This window comes from Bacillus methanolicus (assembly GCF_028888695.1).
Classification (GTDB): Bacteria; Bacillota; Bacilli; order Bacillales; family Cytobacillaceae; genus Bacillus_Z; species Bacillus_Z methanolicus_B.
In genome coordinates this window covers 56,979-79,188 of the sequence record NZ_PNFF01000002.1, presented here as the reverse complement: position 1 = coordinate 79,188, position 22,210 = coordinate 56,979, and the positions used below count along the sequence as shown (strand labels likewise).

Annotated in this window: 19 protein-coding genes, 1 tRNA gene, 1 other RNA gene and 1 pseudogene; 19 read left to right on the top strand and 3 right to left on the bottom strand. The window is 40.8% G+C overall.

The window, feature by feature from the left end; genetic code table 11:
* Window positions 1-165 precede the first annotated feature (165 nt).
* The 5 genes from C0966_RS12160 to C0966_RS12140 all read left to right on the top strand — a co-directional run bounded on the left by C0966_RS12160 (window position 166) and on the right by C0966_RS12140 (window position 3,846).
* Window positions 166-624, top strand: coding sequence for an NUDIX hydrolase (locus C0966_RS12160; RefSeq protein ID WP_274855905.1), 459 nt, complete (start codon window positions 166-168; stop codon window positions 622-624).
* Between the two features lie 28 nt (window positions 625-652).
* Window positions 653-1,546, top strand: a complete 894-nt coding sequence (gene rapZ / locus C0966_RS12155; RefSeq protein ID WP_274855903.1) for an RNase adapter RapZ — start codon at window positions 653-655, stop codon at window positions 1,544-1,546.
* Entirely contained in the window at window positions 1,543-2,529 is a 987-nt protein-coding gene (locus C0966_RS12150; protein WP_274855902.1) for a gluconeogenesis factor YvcK family protein, read from the top strand. Before rapZ ends, C0966_RS12150 begins: the two co-directional genes overlap by 4 nt.
* Before the next feature lie 37 nt (window positions 2,530-2,566).
* The gene (gene whiA / locus C0966_RS12145) at window positions 2,567-3,517 is read left to right on the top strand and encodes a DNA-binding protein WhiA (protein WP_274855900.1); all 951 of its coding nucleotides are present in this window, start codon (window positions 2,567-2,569) and stop codon (window positions 3,515-3,517) included.
* A gap of 71 nt (window positions 3,518-3,588) precedes the next feature.
* Window positions 3,589-3,846, top strand: coding sequence for an HPr family phosphocarrier protein (locus C0966_RS12140; RefSeq protein WP_274855897.1), 258 nt, complete (start codon window positions 3,589-3,591; stop codon window positions 3,844-3,846).
* An 84-nt stretch (window positions 3,847-3,930) separates the two neighbouring features.
* On the opposite strand, the gene clpP is transcribed toward C0966_RS12140, so the two are convergent.
* Window positions 3,931-4,536: an ATP-dependent Clp endopeptidase proteolytic subunit ClpP gene (gene clpP / locus C0966_RS12135; RefSeq protein WP_274855896.1), complete on the bottom strand. Its 606-nt coding sequence runs from the start codon at window positions 4,534-4,536 to the stop codon at window positions 3,931-3,933.
* A 289-nt stretch (window positions 4,537-4,825) separates the two neighbouring features.
* Here clpP and C0966_RS12130 point away from each other — a divergent pair.
* The 14 genes from C0966_RS12130 to ssrA all read left to right on the top strand — a co-directional run bounded on the left by C0966_RS12130 (window position 4,826) and on the right by ssrA (window position 18,608).
* Window positions 4,826-4,897 (top strand) — tRNA-Arg (locus C0966_RS12130).
* 212 nt (window positions 4,898-5,109) lie between these two features.
* Window positions 5,110-6,441 carry an RNA polymerase factor sigma-54 gene (rpoN, locus tag C0966_RS12125; protein WP_274855895.1) on the top strand — a complete coding sequence of 444 codons (1,332 nt, stop codon included), beginning with the start codon at window positions 5,110-5,112 and terminating at the stop codon, window positions 6,439-6,441.
* 15 nt (window positions 6,442-6,456) lie between these two features.
* Window positions 6,457-6,705 (top strand): glutaredoxin family protein, encoded by a 249-nt coding sequence (locus tag C0966_RS12120; protein ID WP_274855894.1) that lies wholly within the window; start codon window positions 6,457-6,459, stop codon window positions 6,703-6,705.
* Window positions 6,706-6,837: 132 nt separating this feature from the next.
* A complete protein-coding gene (locus C0966_RS12115) occupies window positions 6,838-7,869 on the top strand; it encodes a sugar-binding transcriptional regulator (protein WP_274855893.1) in 1,032 nt (343 codons plus the stop codon).
* Between the two features lie 44 nt (window positions 7,870-7,913).
* On the top strand, window positions 7,914-8,921 hold the full coding sequence (gap, locus tag C0966_RS12110; protein WP_274855891.1) for a type I glyceraldehyde-3-phosphate dehydrogenase: 1,008 nt from the start codon (window positions 7,914-7,916) through the stop codon (window positions 8,919-8,921).
* Between the two features lie 151 nt (window positions 8,922-9,072).
* On the top strand, window positions 9,073-10,257 hold the full coding sequence (locus C0966_RS12105; RefSeq protein WP_274855888.1) for a phosphoglycerate kinase: 1,185 nt from the start codon (window positions 9,073-9,075) through the stop codon (window positions 10,255-10,257).
* A gap of 35 nt (window positions 10,258-10,292) precedes the next feature.
* Entirely contained in the window at window positions 10,293-11,054 is a 762-nt protein-coding gene (gene tpiA, locus C0966_RS12100; RefSeq protein WP_274855887.1) for a triose-phosphate isomerase, read from the top strand.
* Entirely contained in the window at window positions 11,047-12,582 is a 1,536-nt protein-coding gene (gene gpmI, locus C0966_RS12095; protein ID WP_274855886.1) for a 2,3-bisphosphoglycerate-independent phosphoglycerate mutase, read from the top strand. Before tpiA ends, gpmI begins: the two co-directional genes overlap by 8 nt.
* Before the next feature lie 21 nt (window positions 12,583-12,603).
* The gene (eno, locus tag C0966_RS12090) at window positions 12,604-13,902 is read left to right on the top strand and encodes a phosphopyruvate hydratase (protein WP_274855885.1); all 1,299 of its coding nucleotides are present in this window, start codon (window positions 12,604-12,606) and stop codon (window positions 13,900-13,902) included.
* 184 nt (window positions 13,903-14,086) lie between these two features.
* The gene (gene secG / locus C0966_RS12085; RefSeq protein ID WP_274855884.1) at window positions 14,087-14,320 is read left to right on the top strand and encodes a preprotein translocase subunit SecG; all 234 of its coding nucleotides are present in this window, start codon (window positions 14,087-14,089) and stop codon (window positions 14,318-14,320) included.
* A 146-nt stretch (window positions 14,321-14,466) separates the two neighbouring features.
* The gene (locus tag C0966_RS12080) at window positions 14,467-15,213 is read left to right on the top strand and encodes an alpha/beta hydrolase (protein ID WP_274855882.1); all 747 of its coding nucleotides are present in this window, start codon (window positions 14,467-14,469) and stop codon (window positions 15,211-15,213) included.
* A 31-nt stretch (window positions 15,214-15,244) separates the two neighbouring features.
* On the top strand, window positions 15,245-17,566 hold the full coding sequence (gene rnr, locus C0966_RS12075; RefSeq protein ID WP_274855881.1) for a ribonuclease R: 2,322 nt from the start codon (window positions 15,245-15,247) through the stop codon (window positions 17,564-17,566).
* A gap of 96 nt (window positions 17,567-17,662) precedes the next feature.
* Window positions 17,663-18,130, top strand: a complete 468-nt coding sequence (gene smpB, locus C0966_RS12070) for an SsrA-binding protein SmpB (protein ID WP_274855879.1) — start codon at window positions 17,663-17,665, stop codon at window positions 18,128-18,130.
* A 147-nt stretch (window positions 18,131-18,277) separates the two neighbouring features.
* Window positions 18,278-18,608, top strand: a transfer-messenger RNA (tmRNA) gene (gene ssrA / locus C0966_RS12065).
* A gap of 347 nt (window positions 18,609-18,955) precedes the next feature.
* On the opposite strand, the gene C0966_RS12060 is transcribed toward ssrA, so the two are convergent.
* Together C0966_RS12060 and C0966_RS12055 are read right to left on the bottom strand one after the other, a co-directional pair.
* On the bottom strand, window positions 18,956-19,363 hold the full coding sequence (locus C0966_RS12060; RefSeq protein ID WP_274855877.1) for an LAGLIDADG family homing endonuclease: 408 nt from the start codon (window positions 19,361-19,363) through the stop codon (window positions 18,956-18,958).
* Window positions 19,364-20,039: 676 nt separating this feature from the next.
* A pseudogene (locus C0966_RS12055) lies at window positions 20,040-21,877 on the bottom strand (APC family permease).
* Window positions 21,878-22,210 lie beyond the last annotated feature (333 nt).

Sequence of the window (22,210 nt, the reverse complement as noted above, 5' to 3'; positions counted from 1 at the left end):
AGGTGATCCTGTGCTCTTTTTTTGTTCTGTTTTTTTTTGGTGAAATTATAGCATTTGTATTCATTGTGGCTGATTTACAAAAATAGTATAATGAAAAGAAGGAAATAACTTTAGTATGTTGAAGTATTGCATATAAAGGCGTACGGCTTAATTGAGGTGACGAAAGTGCAGCGGGTGACAAATTGCGTGCTGTTAAAAGATAATAAAGTTCTTCTTTTACAAAAACCCCGCCGCAACTGGTGGGTTGCTCCCGGAGGCAAAATGGAGCCGGGTGAATCGGTAAAAGACTCTTGTATACGCGAGTATCGGGAAGAAACAGGCATTTATTTACGGAACCCTAAAATAAAAGGGATTTTCACTTTTATTATGAAAGAAGGCGACCGGGTGTTGTCTGAGTGGATGATGTTTAGTTTTCTTGCTACAGAAGCAGATGGTGTAAATTTAGATCAAAGCGAAGAAGGAATTCTTGCCTGGCACGAACTTGATAATATTAAGAATCTCCCGATGGCAGCAGGTGATTATCATATTCTTGAATATTTGATTCATGGTAAAGGCGTGATTTTTGGAACATTTACATACACTCCGGATTTCGAGCTGATCAGTTATCGGCTTGATCCAAGCTAGAACCACACCGATAAAAGGGGAGAGAAAAATGAGTACCGGTGCGACAAACGATATCCAAATGGTCATCATTACGGGAATGTCAGGAGCAGGAAAAACAGTTGCGATTCATAGCTTTGAAGATCTTGGTTACTTCTGTGTCGACAATTTGCCTCCGACATTACTGCCGAAATTCCTTGAACTAATGAAGGAATCAGGGAATAAGATGAATAAAGTGGCGCTTGTGATGGATTTAAGAGGAAGAGAATTCTTTGACCATCTTTTTAAAGCGCTCGATGATCTGGCTGAAACATCTTGGGTCACTCCGCAAATTCTGTTCCTTGATGCCGACGATTCTACATTAGTGAGGCGCTATAAAGAAACAAGGCGCTCTCATCCGCTTGCTCCTTCCGGTCTTCCCCTTGAAGGTATTAAGCTGGAACGGAATTTGTTAGAAGAATTAAAAGGCCGGGCCCAAATAATCTATAATACGTCTCAAATGAAGCCGCGGGAGCTTCGGGAGAAAATCTTGAACGAGTTTTCCGCAAATAAAAAGACGATCTTTACGGTAAATGTCATGTCTTTTGGCTTTAAGCACGGACTTCCGATTGATGCAGATCTTGTATTTGATGTCCGCTTTTTGCCAAATCCACATTATATTGATCATATGAGGCCAAAAACGGGGCTTGACGAAGATGTCTCCAGCTATGTTCTCAAATGGAGTGAAACGCAAAAGTTTTTAGAAAAAGTAACAGAATTGCTCGGTTTTATGCTTCCTCATTATAAGCGGGAAGGAAAAGCGCAGCTTGTCGTAGCCATTGGCTGTACCGGCGGGCAGCATCGATCGGTTGCAATAGCGGAATACATTGGTCAATATTTTGAAAAAGAGTACAATACACGCATTACGCACCGAGATATTGATATGAGAAAGGATAAAAAAACATGATCAAGAATAGACAGCCCAGAATCGTCATCATCGGCGGTGGAACAGGCCTGCCGGTTCTCTTGCGCGGACTAAAACAATATTCTGTTGATATAACGGCAATTGTCACGGTCGCGGATGACGGAGGGAGTTCCGGACGTCTCAGAGATGACATGCATATTCCACCGCCGGGTGATATAAGGAACGTACTTGCGGCCTTATCAGACGTTGAACCGCTCATTGAGAAAATGTTCCAGCACCGATTTAACACATCAAATGAGCTTTCCGGGCATTCACTTGGTAATCTAATCATTGCTGCAATGACATCTATTACAGGCAATTTTGTACATGCCATCCAAGAAATGAGCAAAGTATTAAATGTTCGCGGAAAAGTGTTGCCGGCAGCCAATCAAAGCGTTGTCTTGCATGCTGAGATGGAAGACGGAACAATTGTTTCCGGGGAATCAAAAATCCCGTTTTCAGGTAAACGGATTAAAAGGGTTTTTTTAACACCGGAAAATATAAGACCGCTGCCGGAAACGATTCAGGCAATAAGGCAGGCTGACATGATCATCATTGGACCTGGAAGCTTATATACAAGCATTCTGCCAAACTTGCTTGTTCCGGAGCTTGGCGATGAAGTATGCCGATCAAAAGGGAAAAAAGTATATATTTGCAATCTTATGACCCAGGCGGGCGAAACGCATGACTTTACGGCAAGCGACCATGTAAAAGCAATATATGAGCACATGAAATGCTCTTTTATTGATACCATTCTTGTGAACAATGAAGATATTCCAATTCATATACAAAAACGATATAAAGAAGAACTTGCACAGCCGGTCCGCTACGATTTGCAAAAATTGTATGAACTTGGATTGGAAGTTGTATACGGTAAAATTGTAAGCATTGATAACGGTGTCATCCGCCATGACACGAAAAAAGTGGCAGAAATATTATATTCAATATTAATAGATGAAACTAAAAAGAGAATTAATGCGTATTAGATAGTGCGACCGCTTGTCTGTAATGGAGGTGAAGGGGATGTCTTTCGCTTCGGAAACGAAAAAAGAATTAACCAATCTTGAAATAAAGGATTGCTGCGCAAAAGCGGAGCTATCCGCGTTAATTCGAATGAATGGATCACTTTCTTTTTCCAATCGAAAGCTCGTAGTTGATATTCAAACTGAAAATGCAGCGATCGCAAGAAGAATTTATATATTAATCAAACGAAGCTACAATGCTCAAATCGAACTTCTTGTCCGCAAGAAAATGCGTTTGAAAAAGAATAATGTATACATTGTTCGGCTATCGGACAAGGCAAAAGACATATTAGAAGACTTAAAAATATTAGGAGAAGGCTTTACATTTGTTCATGATATATCCGAAGAACTTGTAAAAAAGAAATGTTGTAAGCGCTCTTATCTGAGAGGGGCTTTCCTTGCCGGAGGATCGGTGAATAATCCTGAGACCTCTTCCTATCACCTAGAAATCTTTTCATTATATAAAGAGCATAATGACTCATTATCTGAACTGATGAATACGTTTGACCTTAACAGCAAAACACTTGAACGCAAAAAAGGATTTATTACGTATTTAAAAGAAGCAGAAAAAATTACCGAATTTCTGAACATTATCGGCGCCCATAATGCCTTATTAAGATTCGAGGATATCCGGATCGTCAGGGATATGAGAAATTCGGTGAACCGCCTCGTCAATTGTGAAACAGCTAACTTAAATAAAACAATCGGAGCCGCTCTTAGGCAAGTGGAAAATATTCGTTTCATTGACCAAACAGTCGGGCTACACGTGTTGCCAGAAAAATTGAGGGAAATAGCTGAACTTCGGATTGCCCATCAGGATATAACGCTAAAGGAATTAGGGGAAATGGTTTCTGGCGGAACAATCAGTAAATCGGGCATTAATCACCGGTTAAGAAAAATCGATGAAATCGCCGAAAAATTGCGTGCGGGTGAGCCGATATCCAAATTGTAAAGGCCCAGGCCCCTGCAGCGTTAACGCGAAAGGACTGGTGGTTAAACGTTTAATTAAAGGGAGGAATTGTGATGGTGGAGAAACAGGTGAAAGTCATGTTGAGAACGGGCTTACAAGCACGCCCGGCAGCGTTGTTTGTTCAAAAAGCAAATCGTTTTTCATCAGACATATATTTGGAGAAAGACGGGAAAAAGGTGAATGCAAAAAGCATCATGGGGCTGATGAGCCTCGCGGTAACTAGCGGATCTGTTGTTACTCTCATTGTAGATGGCAATGACGAACAGGAGGCCATTAAAGAGCTGGCCAACTATATTCAGCAAGAAGAATGAAAAAACCTCGCTTCTTTTGCGAGGTTTTTTTCCGTTTTGCCAAGCTTCAGCGTCCGTCCTCCGCAGGAGCTCCCGCTGTTCATATTATTTTTTGCTATTATCTTCAAGAGAATTTCTTGAAATGATGTGGTCGACTAATCCATATTCAAGCGCCTGTTGGGCAGTCATGAAGTTATCGCGGTCAGTATCTTTTGCGATGACTTCAACCGGTTGTCCGGTACGTTCTGAAAGAATTTTATTTAACTTGTCACGAAGGAACAAGATCCGTTTTGCGGCGATTTCAATTTCTGTTGCCTGACCTTGGGCACCGCCAAGAGGCTGATGGATCATAACTTCACTGTTTGGCAATGCATAACGCTTTCCTTTCGTACCTGCTGCCAATAAGAATGCACCCATAGAAGCAGCCATTCCGATACAAATCGTTTGCACGTCCGGTTTAATAAATTGCATTGTATCGTAGATGGCCATACCTGCAGTAATGCTTCCGCCGGGGCTGTTGATATAGATGGAAATATCTTTTTCAGGGTTTTCAGCTTCAAGGAACAACAGCTGGGCAACAATTGAGTTTGCTACATAATCATCAATTGGGGTTCCAAGCATAATAATACGGTCTTTTAGAAGGCGGGAGTAAATGTCGTATGCACGCTCTCCCCTGTTAGTTTGCTCAATAACTGTAGGAATTAAATTCATATTTGCTCTTCCTCCTTTAATCTCTCTATGACATACATTTCTGTTCAAGGTTCTTCCAACAGAAGAAATAGTATGTATTGTTATCATACATTAATGGTCAATAAAGGTCAAACAATTCGCATTCACATCTTTGCGGATCATTCGACAGACTTCTCTTGAAAAACCTCCGTATTCCATCATACCCAATGTATAACTTTTTAAACACAATCTGTACTTGCAAAGTATGAAAACATGTCATATAATATGTAATCGTAACGCTAATGAAAATAAGACAAACCTTCTTAATTCTGCCCTCGTGGTGCAACGGATAGCACGCAAGATTCCGGTTCTTGAAATGTGGGTTCGATTCCTGCCGAGGGCGCTAGCAAACCTCTTTCCTGATTTGGGGAAGGGGTTTTTATTTTCTCTTAAATTAGTATGTCCAAAAAAGTGCATTATTTTATCATACTACATTTGCTTTCCTTATTATAAAATAAGAGTAGAGTGAAAAAGTGCGATAAAAGTTCGATTTTTTTGTAACCGCTTTCTAAAGGGATGGATAAGTTGCCCTGAAATCTCGGAGGGGGGATGAGCATGGATATAAAAGCCGGGCTTTGGCAGCAGCAAACGATGAAATTGGCATTGACGCAAGAGCTTACACAAGCTATTGCGCTATTACAATATTCTGCCCATGAACTTTCGGCTTTTCTTGAATCTAAAGAAATGGAAAATCCCCTTTTGCAAATAGAAGACAACAACATTAGAGCGATAGATCCCCAGGTTGACCGGTGGAAACCGAAAGGGAAAAAAATCGACAAAGACGAAAAAAACTGGATAGAGCAAATAGGGGAAAAAGTTGTGGCGCTTGATGAATATTTGCTTTCACAGTTAAACATGAAAGAAGTGACTCCAGGTCAGAAAAAGGTCATCAGCTATCTTATTCAATGCATTGATGAAAACGGTTACTTAATAGCGGATTTGGAAGAAGTATCGGCACACTTTCAAATTTCTTCCGCAGAAGTGCAATTATGTGTTAATCTATTACAAGATCTAGAGCCTGACGGAATCGGTGCCGGATCATTAAGAGAATGCCTTCTCATTCAACTTAGAAAGAAAGAACAAAAAGATCTGTTAGCTGAAAAAATTGTAGATGAATATTTTCTTTTGTTTGCGGACAAGAAATGGAAGGATTTAGCAAAGAAACTTGAAGTCGATATAAAAGAAATTCAAAGAGTGTTTGATTGCTTGCAATCGTTAAATCCGAGACCAGGTGCGATCTTCCATCATGAAAAGCCGGCTTATATAATTCCGGATGTAATTATTGACAGGGAAGGGAATAATCTTGCCGTTAAGGTTTTCGATGATGCCGTCCCAAAAGTCCGTTTTAATGAAACGTATTATAAACAATTGGTTACCTATAAGAACCCCGAAGTGAGCCGTTTTCTTCAGGAGAAGCAGCAGGATTATCACTGGCTTATAAAAAGCCTTGAACAAAGAAAAGAAACTCTCTTAAAGGTAGGCTTAAAAATTGCAGAAAAGCAGCAGGATTTTTTTCATAAAGGGCCACAGTTTTTAAAACCGATGACAATGAAGGAGCTTTCTGATGAGCTTGGTATACATGAATCAACGGTAAGCAGGGCTGTGCGCGGAAAATTTGCCCAAACACCATACGGAATGTTAGAATTAAAATCGTTTTTTACGAGTACGATACAAACTGTTTCAAATGAAAGTGCATCGTCGAGCCAAGTGAAGAGCATGATTTCACGATATATTGCCGAAGAAAATAAACAAAACCCCCTTTCGGACCAGGAAATCGCTCAAATATTGGAAGATCGGGAAGGGATTATCGTTTCCCGGCGCACAGTTGCAAAGTATCGAGACCGGCTCGGAATTCCTTCTTCATCCAAAAGGAAAAGGTATGAATAGAAAAGGAGAATCATTGTGCAAAAAATTGTCTTTTATACGAGAAAAAAATGTCCGTTATGTGATAAAGCAAAACGTGTTTTGCAGGAAATTCAAAATGAGTATCCGTTCGAACTTGAGGAAGTCGATATCGACGAAAGCGATGCGCTGACTGAAAAATACGGCCTTATGATCCCTGTTGTTGAAATTGCCGGAGAAGCAGTTCAATATGGTCATGTTGATAAAATGTTCATATTTAACCGTTTACAAGAAAAAACATCAGATTAATAAGTTGAATTTACTTTTTGCTCCTGTTAAAATGAAAATGAATCAGGGGTGATTTTTTTTGCAACAAGCGGGACATAATATGTCACACCGGGACATTTTGTGACCAACCTATTCGTGAAGGAGAATGTTCCCATGGACTCTTTACTTGATATTCAAAAAAGATTATTGCCTGATCTTCTCAATGTTATGCAAAAACGATACCATATCCTGCATTATATAAATTTGATGCAGCCTGTCGGCAGGAGAAGCCTGGCAATAAGCCTTGGGATGACAGAACGAGTTTTGCGCTCAGAAGTTGAGTTTCTGAAAGACCAAAACTTAATTTCCGTAACCGGTGTTGGAATGAGTTTGACCGCTGATGGAAAAAATCTTCTTGAGAAACTTGAAAGCATCATGAGAGGGGTAATAGGTATTGACAAACTTGAGAAACAGTTGCAACAACAGTTAAAGATCCGAAAAGTAGTGATCGTTTCTGGTGACAGCGATCAATCGCCATGGGTCAAAACCGAGCTTGGCCGGGCATGTGCGAATTGCATGAGAAAATTGCTTGAAGGCAAGAATATCATCGCAGTAACCGGAGGAACAACCATGGCGACAGTTGCTGACATGCTGACGCCTGATTTTGGTGAAAAAGACATTTTGTTTGTGCCTGCCCGCGGTGGAATTGGCGAAGATGTAAAAAACCAAGCCAACACCATTTGCGCAAAAATGGCAGAGAATACAGGCACAAGGCACCGTGTTTTATACGTCCCTGATCAAGTTAGCGAAGAAATGTACATTTCTATTATGAAAGATCCTTTAATTAATGAAGTGCTCGGTTTGATAAAATCAGCCAACATGGTAGTGCATGGAATTGGAGACGCCATTACAATGGCGGAACGCCGCAAAACGAGTGAACAAGATTTACAATTAATTAAACAGCGGAAAGCGGTGGGAGAGGCTTTCGGCTATTATTTTAATGAAGCCGGAGAGGTTGTCCATAAAGTATCAACGATTGGATTGCAGCTGGCTGATTTATCGACTATTGATAATGTCATTGCAGTTGCAGGCGGAGCTTCAAAGGCTAAAGCAATTCGTGCTTACATGAAACAAGCGCCGTCATCGACGATTTTAATTACCGATGAAGGGGTCGCAAAACAGTTGGTAAAAGAGTTAAACCTTTAATATATAAAAATATCATCCTTACCAATTTATTAGGAGGAAAAATCATGGCAATAAAAGTTGGAATTAATGGTTTTGGAAGAATTGGACGTATGGTTTTTCGTGCGGCATTAAATAACCCTAACGTAGAGGTAGTTGCTGTTAACGATCTAACAGATGCAAATATGCTTGCACACCTTTTAAAATATGATTCCGTACATGGAAGATTAGATCAAGAAGTATCTGTAGATGGAGACAATTTAGTAGTCGGCGGTAAAAAAGTAAAGGTGCTGGCTGAACGCGACCCTGCTCAACTCGGCTGGGGAGACCTGGGTGTTGAAGTAGTAGTGGAATCTACCGGACGTTTTAGAAAACGCGCTGATGCTGCAAAACATTTAGATGCAGGTGCAAAAAAAGTGATCATCTCTGCTCCGGCTTCTGATGAAGATATCACTATTGTTATGGGAGTAAACCATGACAAATATGATCCGGCAAATCATCATATTATTTCTAATGCTTCTTGCACAACAAATAGCTTGGCGCCGTTAGCGAAAGTGTTACATGATAAGTTCGGAATCAAACGCGGTATGATGACAACTGCCCACTCTTATACAAATGACCAGCAAATTCTTGATCTGCCGCACGCAGACTACCGTCGTGCACGTGCAGCAGCTGAAAACATTATTCCGACTACGACAGGTGCTGCCAAAGCAGTATCACTTGTATTGCCTGAATTAAAAGGAAAATTAAACGGAGGAGCCATTCGTGTTCCTACACCTAACGTTTCTTTAGTTGATTTAGTTGCTGAACTTGAAACAGATGTAACAGTAGAAAAAGTTAATACAGCTTTAAAAGAAGCAGCTGAAGGTGAATTAAAAGGCATTCTGGGGTACAGTGAAGAGCCGCTTGTATCCAGCGACTATATGGGAAATACAAACTCATCAACAATCGATGCCCTTTCTACAATGGTTATGGAAAGCCGCATGGTAAAAGTTATTTCCTGGTACGATAATGAAACAGGCTATTCATACCGTATAGTGGACCTTATTAATTACATTGGACAAAAAGGCCTTTAATCGCAAAACATTTTTTATTCATTTACAAGGATTTATTGAATTTTTGTACTGTAAACTGCTATATTGTAAATGGGTATACAAGGGGAGCGGGGATCATTCCCCTCTCCCTTTTTTTGAGATTTAATTAGAGCCTAAAGGAGGTCCTTTTGCCATGAACAAAAAGTCCATAAAAGATGTGGACGTAAAAGGAAAACGAGTGTTTTGCCGAGTTGATTTTAACGTGCCGATGAAAGATGGGCAAATAACAGATGAAACGAGAATCCGTGCTGCTTTGCCAACGATTCAATATTTAATCGAGCAAGGAGCAAAAGTCATTTTAGCTTCCCATCTTGGCCGTCCAAAAGGCAAGGTAAACGAAGAAATGCGTTTAACACCTGTAGCCAAACGATTGTCAGAATTGCTTGAAAAAGAAGTGAAGAAAACAGATGAGGCTTACGGTGACACAGTAAAATCTGTGATTGACAGCATGAACGAGGGCGATGTACTTTTACTGGAAAACGTTCGATTCTATCCGGGCGAAGAGAAAAATGATCCGGAACTTGCCAAAGCTTTTGCGGAATTGGCAGATGTGTATGTAAATGACGCGTTCGGAGCTGCGCACCGAGCCCATGCTTCAACAGAAGGAATTGCTCATTATCTGCCTGCTGTTTCCGGATTTCTAATGGAAAAAGAGATTGAAGTCCTTGGGAAAGCACTTTCGAATCCAGATCGTCCATTTACAGCTATCATTGGCGGTGCAAAGGTAAAAGATAAAATCGGCGTTATTGAAAACTTGTTGGAAAAAGTAGATAACCTTATTATCGGCGGCGGTTTAGCTTACACATTTGTAAAAGCAAAGGGGCATGAGATTGGAAAATCGCTGTTGGAAGAAGACAAAATTGAGCTTGCAAAATCGTTTATGGAAAAAGCAGAGCAAAAGGGCGTCAAGTTCTATATGCCTGTAGATGCGATCGTCGCTGACGATTTTTCAGCAGATGCGAATACAAAAGTGGTGTCGATTGAAGAAATTCCTTCAGACTGGGAAGCGCTTGATATCGGTCCTAAAACGAGAGAAATTTACAAAGACGTTATACAAAAGTCGAAACTTGTCATTTGGAACGGTCCAATGGGAGTATTTGAGATTGACAAGTTTGCAGAAGGAACAAGAGCTGTAGCAAGAGCCCTTGCTGAAGCAAATGATACATATTCGGTGATCGGCGGCGGCGATTCGCCGGCGGCGGTTGAAAAATTTGGCCTTGCTGATAAAATGAGCCACATCTCTACCGGCGGAGGGGCTTCCCTTGAGTTTATGGAAGGGAAACAACTTCCAGGTGTTGTTGCTTTAAATGATAAGTAGTTACAAAAAAATTTAGTTTGAAAGGATGTGCCAGCATGCGCAAGCCCATTATTGCAGGGAATTGGAAAATGCATAAAACATTAGCGGAAGCGAAAGCCTTTATTGAAGAGGTAAAAGGGTCCGTTCCGGCAAAAGATCAAGTAGATTCAGTCGTTTGTGCCTCCGCTTTATTTTTGGAACGCCTAGTAGAAGCGACTAAAAATTCTGATTTAGCAATTGGCGCACAAAATATGCACTTTGAAGAGAGCGGTGCATTTACCGGTGAAATCAGCCCGAAAGCGATCTCTGACATTGGCGTCCAATATGTGATTATCGGACATTCCGAGCGCCGGGAAATGTTCAATGAAACCGATGAATCCGTCAACAAAAAAACGTTAGCAGCATTTCAACATCATTTGATCCCGATTGTTTGTGTCGGTGAAACGCTTGAACAGCGCGAAAACGGCCAAACAAATGAGCTAGTGGAATCCCAGGTGAAGATCGCACTGAATGGCTTAACAGAAGAACAAGTGAAACAAACAGTCATTGCTTATGAACCAATCTGGGCGATTGGAACAGGAAAATCATCTACTGCAGAAGATGCCAATGAAGTTTGTGCCCATATTCGCAAGACGATAGCAGAACAGTTTTCACCGGAAGCTGCGGATGCTGTCCGGATTCAATACGGCGGAAGTGTAAAACCGGACAACATTAAAGATTTCATGGCCCAGCCGGAAATTGACGGGGCATTAGTCGGAGGAGCAAGCCTTGAACCTCAATCATTCCTGCAATTATTGGAGGCAGGTTTAAATGAGTAAAGCCCCTGTTGCATTGATTATTTTAGACGGCTTTGCTCTTCGGGAGGAAAAGAAAGGGAATGCTGTTGCCCAAGCCAATAAACCGAACTTTGACCGTTATTGGAATACGTATCCTCATACGAAGCTGAAAGCTTCCGGGGAAGCAGTAGGTCTTCCCGAAGGACAGATGGGAAACTCAGAAGTAGGTCACTTAAATATCGGCGCCGGCCGAATTGTTTATCAAAGTCTTACGCGAGTAAACATTGCTATTCGTGAAGGTGAATTTGAGAAAAATGAAACATTCTTGGATGCGATTCGCCACGTAAAAGAAAAAGGTACGAGCCTGCATCTTTTTGGCCTTCTTTCTGACGGAGGCGTTCATAGCCACATTGACCACATGTTTGCGCTTCTTCGCTTAGCGGCGCAAGAAGGCGTTAAACATGTGTACGTCCATGCATTTCTGGACGGCCGTGATGTAGGACCGCAAACAGCGCCAAAATATATTAAAGAAACGCTGGAAAAAATGAAGGAGTACGGCGTAGGCGAATTTGCAACGATTTCCGGCCGCTATTATTCAATGGACCGGGATAAACGCTGGGAACGCGTTGAAAAATCATACAGAGCGATGGTATATGGAGAAGGTCCTACTTACTCAGATCCGTTAGAGCTTATTGAGGATTCTTATCAGAACGGAATCTTTGATGAATTTGTCATTCCTTCTGTAATGACAAAGCCAAACGGTGAGCCGGTGGCAACGATCAAAGATGAAGATGCAGTCATTTTTTATAACTTCCGCCCTGACCGCGCAATCCAGATTTCAAATACGTTCACGAACAAGGATTTCCGCTCGTTTGACAGAGGACCGAAGCATCCGAAAAACCTTCATTTTGTCTGCTTAACCCATTTTAGCGAAACGGTTGACGGATATGTGGCATTTAAGCCGACAAACCTTGACAACACTCTTGGTGAAGTCATCTCCCAAAACGGGTTAAAGCAGCTGCGCATTGCGGAAACGGAGAAATATCCTCATGTTACATACTTTATGAGCGGAGGACGCGAAGATCAATTCCCGGGAGAAGAAAGAATCTTAATTAATTCTCCGAAAGTTCCAACTTATGACTTAAAGCCGGAAATGAGCGCTTACGAAGTAACCGATGCACTTATAAAAGAAATCGAAGCAGATAAGTTTGATGCCATTATTTTAAACTATGCTAATCCGGATATGGTCGGGCATTCCGGCATGCTTGAACCGACAATTAAAGCAGTCGAGGCAGTTGATGAATGTCTTGGCCGGGTAGTCGACTTGATTATCGAAAAAGGCGGAACAGCCATTATTACTGCCGACCATGGAAATGCGGATGAAGTGGTAACATTAGAAGACAAGCCAATGACAGCCCATACGACAAATCCGGTTCCTGTCATTGTGACGAAAAAAGGAATTGAACTCCGTGACGGCGGTATTCTTGGCGATCTTGCCCCAACAGTTCTTGATTTGTTGAATTTAGAAAAACCGGTTGAAATGACCGGAACATCATTAATTAAAAAATAACCATTGAAGGAGAGATTTTACATGCCATTTATTGCAGATGTATATGCTCGAGAAGTGTTAGATTCCCGCGGTAATCCAACGGTTGAAGTTGAAGTATTTACTGAATCAGGTGCATTCGGACGCGCTTTAGTTCCAAGCGGCGCTTCTACAGGCGAATATGAAGCAGTGGAACTTCGCGATGGCGACAAGGGCCGTTATCTTGGAAAAGGTGTGTTAAAAGCAGTTGAGAATGTGAATGAAATTATCGCTCCAAAGCTTGTTGGCGAAGAATTCAACGTACTTGATCAAGTGTCTATTGATAAAGCGTTAATTGAGCTTGATGGCACTGAAAACAAAAGTAAACTTGGCGCCAATGCAATTTTAGGTGTGTCAATGGCTGTTGCCCAAGCTGCTGCAAACTACTTAGATATACCGCTTTATCAATATCTCGGCGGATTTAATGCGAAACAGCTTCCTGTTCCAATGATGAACATTTTAAACGGCGGCGCACATGCTGACAATAACGTAGACATTCAAGAATTCATGGTTATGCCGGTTGGTGCTGAAAGCTTTAAGGAAGCACTTCGCATGGGTGCAGAAATTTTCCATAGCCTGAAAGCTGTATTAAAAGCAAAAGGCCTAAATACTGCAGTTGGTGACGAAGGCGGATTTGCGCCAAACTTGAAATCAAATGAAGAAGCATTGCAAACCATTATTGAAGCCATTGAAAAAGCCGGCTATAAACCTGGCGAGCAAGTTATGCTTGCAATGGACGTAGCTTCTTCCGAACTTTACAACAAAGAAGACGGCAAGTACCATCTTGAAGGTGAAGGCGTTGTGAAAACTTCGGAAGAAATGGTTGCATGGTATGAAGAGCTGGTTTCAAAATATCCAATCATCTCAATTGAAGACGGCCTTGATGAAAACGACTGGGAAGGCCATAAGCTGTTGACGGAGCGCATTGGTAAAATAGTTCAGCTTGTCGGCGACGACCTGTTCGTAACGAATACGAAGAAACTTGCGCAAGGGATTGAAAAAGGAGTAGGGAACTCAATCCTTATCAAAGTAAACCAAATCGGTACTTTAACAGAAACATTTGACGCAATTGAATTGGCGAAACGCGCCGGCTACACAGCTGTTATTTCCCACCGTTCCGGTGAAACAGAAGACAGTACAATCGCTGATATCGCTGTTGCAACGAATGCAGGCCAAATTAAAACAGGTGCACCTTCCCGTACAGACCGCGTTGCAAAATACAACCAGTTGCTTCGCATCGAAGACCAATTGGGAGACACTGCTCAATATTTGGGAATCAAATCTTTTTACAACTTAAAGAAATAATTTCTGACGGAAAGTGCCGGCTTGTGAGCCGGCGCTTTCTTTTATAGTCGTATTTGAAAATTCCTTCCTATTCAAAAACTGAGATTTATTGTTTACTGCGAAAAAAAACAATCTATTGTTAATAATAAGGAAATATGATACATTAGAAATACTGTGGATGCACGTTTTACGGAGGTGGACTTTCTTGCACACACTATTAGTCACACTATTGGTTATTGTAAGTATCGCCCTTATTATTGTCGTTCTTCTTCAATCTGGCAAAAGCGCAGGCTTGTCCGGTGCGATTTCCGGAGGCGCAGAACATTTATTTGGCAAGCAAAAAGCACGCGGAATCGATTTAGTGCTCCACCGCATTACGATTGTTTTATCTGTTCTGTTTTTCGTTTTGTCAATCGCCGTAACCTATTTTCAATTGTAATGATCGAGAATCCTGGCCACTGCGGGTCAGGTTTTTTTGTGCTTTTTACCCGTATAGTTGATTTCGGGATTATTAAGAATAAAAAAAGATATTTTTTTACTATAATAAAAAATTAATCAAAGGTATAAAAAAGGAGTTTCAGATAAATGAGAATCAAAATGCCGCAGCCGTTTACGTTTGAAGGGGGAAAACGGGCCGTCCTTTTATTGCACGGATTCACCGGGAATTCCGCAGATGTCCGTATGCTCGGCCGTTTTCTTGAAAAAAAAGGATATACATGCCATGCGCCTCATTATAAAGGCCACGGCGTTCCTCCAGAAGAATTGGTTCATACGGGTCCGGAAGACTGGTGGAAAGATGTGCTGGAGGGATACGAATTTTTGAAAAAACGCGGACATGATGAAATCGCAGTAGCGGGTTTGTCTTTAGGAGGGGTTTTCTCGTTAAAATTGGGTTACACTGTGCCTGTAAAGGGAATCATACCGATGTGTGCACCCATGTATATTAAAAGTGAAGAAGTGATGTATAAAGGAGTTTTAGAGTATGCTCGCGAATTTAAAAAGCGGGAGGGAAAATCGGAAGAACAAATTGAACAGGAAATGGCCGAGTTTGCGAAAACACCAATGAAAACATTAAAATCCTTGCAGGAATTGATTGCGGATGTAAGGAATCATGTTGATATGATATATGCGCCAACCTTTGTTGTCCAGGGCCGCCATGACAAGATGATCAATATTGACAGCGCCAATATCATCTACAACAAAGTCCAATCAGATGTCAAAAAGATTAAGTGGTATGAAGATTCCGGCCATGTCATCACGCTTGATAAAGAAAAAGACCAGCTGCACGAGGATGTTTATCAGTTTTTAGAACAGCTAAATTGGCAGGAATAAATAAATACATGTTTGCAAGGGAGGGAACAAGATGGAAGAATCGATTCAGCAGCACATCGACAGGCTGCTGCAATATATGAAAGATGAGGCCTATAAGCCATTGACGGTGCAGGAGCTTGAGCAAGCCTTTGGCATCGAAGATTCAACGACATTTAAAGAATTCGTCAAGGCGCTTGTTGTTATGGAGGAAAAAGGCCTCGTTGTCAGAACACGCAGCAACCGCTACGGATTGCCGGAGAAGATGAACCTTATCCGCGGTAAACTATCCGGGCATGCAAAAGGGTTTGCCTTTGTGATCCCCGAAGAACCCGGCATGGATGATATTTTTATTCCGCCGAACGAAACGAATAATGCCATGCATGGCGATACCGTGCTCGTCCGCGTTTCAACGGAAAGCAGCGGACAAAGAAGAGAAGGCACGGTTGTCCGGATTATTGAAAGAGGAACCCAACAAATTGTTGGAACGTATTCTGAGAGCAAACATTTTGGATTTGTTATTCCGGATGATAAAAAGTTTGCAAGCGATATTTTTATCCCGAAATCGGCTTCTAAAGGTGCGGTGGAAGGCCATAAGGTTGTCGTGAAGCTGACAACGTATCCTGAAGGAAGGAAAAGTGCAGAAGGGGAAGTTATCAAGATTCTTGGCCATAAAAATGACCCGGGAGTTGACATTCTCTCCGTCATTCATAAGTACGGATTGCCTCTATCATTTCCTGAAGAAGTGCTTCAGCAGGCAAACGAAACACCGGAAACGATTGAAGAGAGCGAAATTGCCAATCGGCGAGACCTACGCGATGAAATGATTGTCACGATTGACGGCGAAGATGCAAAGGATTTAGATGATGCTGTTACGGTTACAAAACTTGAAAACGGCAACTATAAGCTTGGCGTTCATATTGCAGATGTCAGCTATTATGTGCGGGAAGGCACGCCAATTGACAGGGAAGCGGAAGAAAGAGGGACGAGCGTTTATTTAGTCGACCGGGTCATTCCAATGATTCCACACCGTTTATCAAACGGAATCTGCTCGTTAAATCCAAAAGTTGACCGGCTGACTCTTTCATGTATTATGGAAATTACTCCTGATGGGGAAGTCGTGAACCACGAAATTTTTCAAAGCGTCATTAAAACAACCGAGCGGATGACCTACCACGATGTAAACAAAATTCTTGTTGATAAGGATGAAGAACTCAGACAGCGTTATGAGCCGCTTGTTCCAATGTTTGAAATGATGGAGGAATTAGCCTCTATATTGCGGAACAAACGGATGAAGCGGGGAGCCATCGACTTTGATTTTAAAGAGGCAAAGATCATTGTCGATGAAGAAGGCAAGCCGACTGATGTTGTGATAAGAGAACGCTCTGTTGCCGAGCGTCTAATTGAAGAATTTATGTTAGCGGCCAATGAGACTGTTGCCGAGCATTTTCACTGGCTTGATGTACCGTTTATCTACAGGATCCATGAAGATCCAAAAGAAGATAAACTTAGACGTTTCTTTGAATTTATTACAAACTTTGGCTATATTGTAAAAGGAACAGCGAATCATGTACACCCGAGAGCTCTTCAGGAAATTATTGAAGAGGTTCAAGGCAAGCCTGAAGAAATGGTTGTCTCAACAGTGATGCTTCGGTCGATGCAGCAAGCAAAATATAAGCCTGAAAGCCTCGGCCACTTTGGGTTATCAACTGATTTTTACACTCATTTCACATCGCCGATCCGCCGTTATCCGGACTTAATTGTCCACCGCTTAATTCGGACGTACTTAATTGAAGGAAAAATGGACCCGGCAACAAGGGAAAAATGGAATGCAAGGCTTCCGGATATTGCGGAACACTCTTCTAATATGGAGCGAAGAGCAGTTGAAGCAGAACGGGAAACAGATGAGCTGAAAAAAGCTGAATATATGGAAGATAAAATCGGCCAAGAATTTGATGGAATTATCAGTTCAGTTACAAACTTCGGGATGTTTGTGGAGCTTCCGAATACGATCGAAGGGCTTGTACACGTCAGTTATATGACGGACGACTATTACCGCTATGATGAGCGCCATTATGCAATGATCGGCGAGCGGACCGGAAATGTATTCCGAATTGGCGACGAAATTACTGTTCGTGTCGTTAATGTGAATAAAGATGAACGGTCCATTGATTTTGAAATTGTCGGCATGAAAGGAACGCGCCGACGGGAACGGAATGAAACACCGCGTGTTATCAAAGCAAGCAACGGATCGAAAAAATCGCGTAAAGGCAAAGCAGAGGAGAACTCAAAGGCGCCGAAAAAAGGGAAAAAGAACAAAAAATTTTATGAAAACGCCCCAAAAGCTAAGCGGGATAAAAAGAAAAAGCGGCGCTAAATTGAGAGCCTGTACCCGGGCTCTCTTTTCCGTTCATTCATTGTGGCAGGATTTATTTTTTGATAAAATGGAGCAAGATAAGAGGGGGGAAACCATATGCCAAAGGGCGAGGGAAAGACAATAGCTCAAAATAAAAAAGCGTACCACGATTATTTTATCGAAGACACTTATGAAGCAGGAATCGTTCTTCAAGGTACAGAAATTAAGTCTATTCGCGCCGGGCGTGTGAATTTAAAGGATTCGTATGCAAGGATCCATAAAGGCGAGATGTTTTTATATAATATGCATATCAGCCCGTATGATCAAGGAAACCGTTATAACCACGATCCTCTACGTACACGCAAGCTTTTGCTTCACAAAAGTGAAATCAATAAATTAATTGGGGAAACAAAAGAGGCAGGCTACGCATTAGTCCCATTGAAGGTGTATATAAAAAATGGCTATGCAAAGGTATTGATCGGGCTTGCAAAAGGTAAGAAGAAATATGACAAGCGCGAGGACTTGAAAAGGAAAGAAGCTAATCGTGAAATTGAACGCGCCTTCCGCGAACGACAAAAAATGTAATAGAAGTGGAAAGACATTACAATTGAAATTGTGCTTAAGTATGCTATAATAATAATTGTCGCTAGAGGTGACAACAAACTTTAGCTCATCTATAACTGATTTCCTAACGTCAACGAGCGGAACTTCCTAATACTATAATGGGGACGCTACGGATTCGACAGGGATAGGTCGAGCTTAAGTTGCGAGTCGAGGGGATCGGCCTCGTAAAAAACGTCAAAGCCAATAACTGGCAACCAAAAATTAGCTTTAGCTGCCTAATATAGCGCAGCTGTTCGCCCCTCCATCGCCCATGTGGTAGGGTAGCGGACTCAAACTTAGTGGGCTACGCCGGATTCCGCCGCCTGAGGATGAAGGAAGAGAACAACCAGGCTAGCTGCCCGGACGCCTGTCGGTAGGCATAAGGGACAGCGAAGCGCAAATATACCGACTACACTCGTAGAAGCTTAAGTGCCGATATCTCTGGACGTGGGTTCGATTAGTAAATAGTCGCCTTGTGTGGTAACACACAAGTGAAAATCCGGCTTTATCGGTGAAACCTAAGTCGCTCTTTTGGCGATATGGCAACACCGAGCGGTATGTGGAGCAATCCAACAGCCGTGTATCGACTCATAGGCTGCCATGTTGAGATGGTAGTACTAGGATGCGGAATGCTACCTGAAAGTTTACAGGTAAATATATATTTCGCATAACACGCCGGAGGACCTGTGCGACAACAGGTTCAAGATATAGTCAGTGCCATGACGAAAGCATGGATCAGCACGTCCCACCGTCTCCACCATACATAGGGTGATAGGGTGGATCAGACTAGCGTTCGCTAGTCTTTTTTTATATTTGAAAGAAATAATCCTCAAACTCGAGTTTTGTTTTTAACGAATCAGGGTTATATTTTCCGTTTCGCGGTGTAACGTGATCATAATGGTCTAGTATCCACATCGCACGCTTTCTTTTTTGATCGATTCTTAAGAATGGTAAAACATGTTTTAATGTAAAGAATACATCTTCTTTCTTCTTAATACTTAACGTGTATGAATTTTTATGCTTACCCGGATTATAATTCTTTTTATTGTTTATGACTCCTCCGGTTAAAGTTTGAATATAAGTGAGAAGTTCTTTATTTGTTGAAGAAATCGTAATACATGGACGACGATGTTCTTTTTCATGCATTCTAGTTAAAGTAATACTGCCTTCACCATCTATAATTCCAGCTATATAAGCGGCTTCCCAACTGTTCATTTTGATTTTCCCTCCTTAAATGTTTTATCGACTTTTATGAAAAGATATAACAGTTAATAAAAACAAATGTTCTATTAAATTTTATTGATAACAGCTTATTATTGCAATCGCAAATGTGTTATTTTCATCAAAATAAATTTTTGAATGAACAGGGATTACCAACTTATTTAACCATCTACTTTTAGACGAACTTATGTCAACTCCTCTTAAACTGTAGTGGGAGGGGGTTTTTTATGCTGCATCTTATTAAGCAGAGCAATTGAGTTGAAGAGTTTGGAACTAAAAACAAGCATTATACGTTTTGTTAAAATTAAATTTTTTGCGAAAGAGGTTTCAATAACATGGGGAAATCGACCATCGGATTACTATGTGGAATTGGTAAAATTGAAGGAATTCCTTGTTTATTTTTACTTTTTATTGTCATGCTACTAAATATTTTGCCCACGTGCATGTTTTTGTTCAGATTTTCGGAATGGTATACGGTATATTGTTCCTTTAGGTGGTTTATACTTTTCGCAAGTCCTATGTCTAATACAGTTTGAAATACATAAAGTGAAAAGCCGATGTTTCTCTGAAAAGAACATCGGCTTTTTAAGCTTTTTAGAAGAACCTCTTTTTCCAGAAGATAAAAAATGTATAGGAGTAGAGATACTTTGTGTGCATTATCTATAATTCGTTATTTTTTAAGATGATAAGGGATAGTAGTAACTACAATATCCTTTCTCCATAAGAGTATGGCACGTAAGAAAAACGCTGTTTGATTATGAAGAAATATATGCCACCATTTTTTTACAAAAAATTGTGGGATGAGAACAGTAATATACTTTCCTCTTTCACTTTCCTCTAGTGTATCTATATATTCAAGAAGCGGCATTAGTAAGCTTCGATAAGGTGAATGAACAGTGATAAGGGGAATATCAAGCCCTAACTCTCTCCACTTTTTCTCTGCCCGTTCTTTTTGTTTCTCATCAAAATACACAGTAAGTGCCACTACATCATTAGATATACTTTTTGCATAGCCGATAGAGTTAATATCTATTCGACTTACACTAGAGATAGGAATAATAACTTTAGAAGGAGAAACCTTCACCATCTGTTTAGGATCTTGTCCTTGAAGACTAAGTTGACTTGCTAAGTCAGAGTAATGACGATGAATCTTATGAAATAAAAACACCATACAAGGAATGGCCACCACTACCATCCAAGCACCACTTTGAAATTTTGTTACAGCAGTTATGATCGTAACAATTCCAGTTATTATCGTCCCAATCCCTACAACAAAGATTCTGGAGTAAACCTTCTGTTGTGATTTTCGTTCTAGATAATACTTGATCAGTCCATATTGTGCTATGGTAAAAGACAAGAATACACCAACTGCATAAAGTGGAACGAGTGCATGCGTTTCTCCTTGGAAGATGATGATTAAAAGGATAGCCAATACACTCAGAAAGATAATACCGTTGGAAAATACTAATCGATCTCCTCGTGTTGTTAGATTTCCTGGGAGGTATCCGTCTTGTGCGATAATAGAAACAAGCTGTGGAAAACCAGCAAAAGCGGTATTGGCAGCTAGAAATAAAATGACCATGGTAAAGATTTGAATAAAAAAGTAGAAGAATCCACTTCCAAAAACATGGTTTGCGATTTGGGAGACGACTGTTACATTTTCTTTTGGTTCAACACCAAATCCATTGGCCAAAAATGTAATCCCAAAGAACATGATCCCTAGTAGAAATGACATCCAAAACATAGTAATAACGGAGTTTTTAGTGCTAGGTTCACGGAAAGTAGGAACCCCGTTACTAATAGCCTCTACACCTGTTAATGCAGAACAACCGGACGCAAAAGCCCGTAATAACAAAAAGTTGTTCCAAACGAAGAGAATAAGGAAAAGTGCTCTGCATGATGCGGAATAGCTAAATGATGCCAATTTCCAGCTTGCAGTTTCCAAATTCCAACTCCAATCATGATAATGATCGACGCAACAAAGATATACGTTGGAAATGCAAAAATACTGGCAGACTCTCGGATACCTCTTAGATTAATAATCATTAATACAATGACGAGTATTACTGCTAACTCTACACGATAGGGAAGTAATGCAGGAAAAGCAGACAGTAATGCGGCTACTCCAGAACTAATACTTACTGCAACGGTTAACACATAGTCAATCATTGAAGCAGCACCAGCTGTCAGACTCGTATTTCGTCCTATATGCTCACGAGCTACGATATAAGCTCCTCCACCAGATGGGAAGCTATGAATAATTTGGCGATATGAAAGTGTAACAATCAGCAGCAACGAAATGATGGCAATCGCAATAGGAATAGAGTACATAAATGCTTGTGTACCAATTAAGACTAAAACAAGCAAAATTTCTTCCGTAGCATACGCGACAGAAGAGAGTGCATCAGATGAAAATACAGCTAAAGCTTTCTTTTTTGTTAGCTTCTCTTCTGAAAGTTGTTTGGTGTGAATAGGCGCCCCAATCAACATCCTTTTCCAATTGTTCATTTCATATTCCTCCATGAATATAAGCTTGATTTAGATGTATTATTTGAAGTAAAACCAACTAAATATTCTATACTATTTCTGCTTAATATTTGTTAAACATTCATTTGGTATTCCAATAATAATAGGCATTTTCCTGCTCAACCGATAATCCCAAAGCAAATACGGATTTTTATTTTAATCTGTGGACAAGAATTGGTACGATTTTCGGTAGTGTCTTTTTTCACTTCTAGCTAATGGAACAGTTAAGTTAAAGAGTTTGAAACTAAACAACTTTTTAAACGTATTAATTATAGAATTTAGTCAAATATAATTTTTTCATCAAAGAAGGTTATC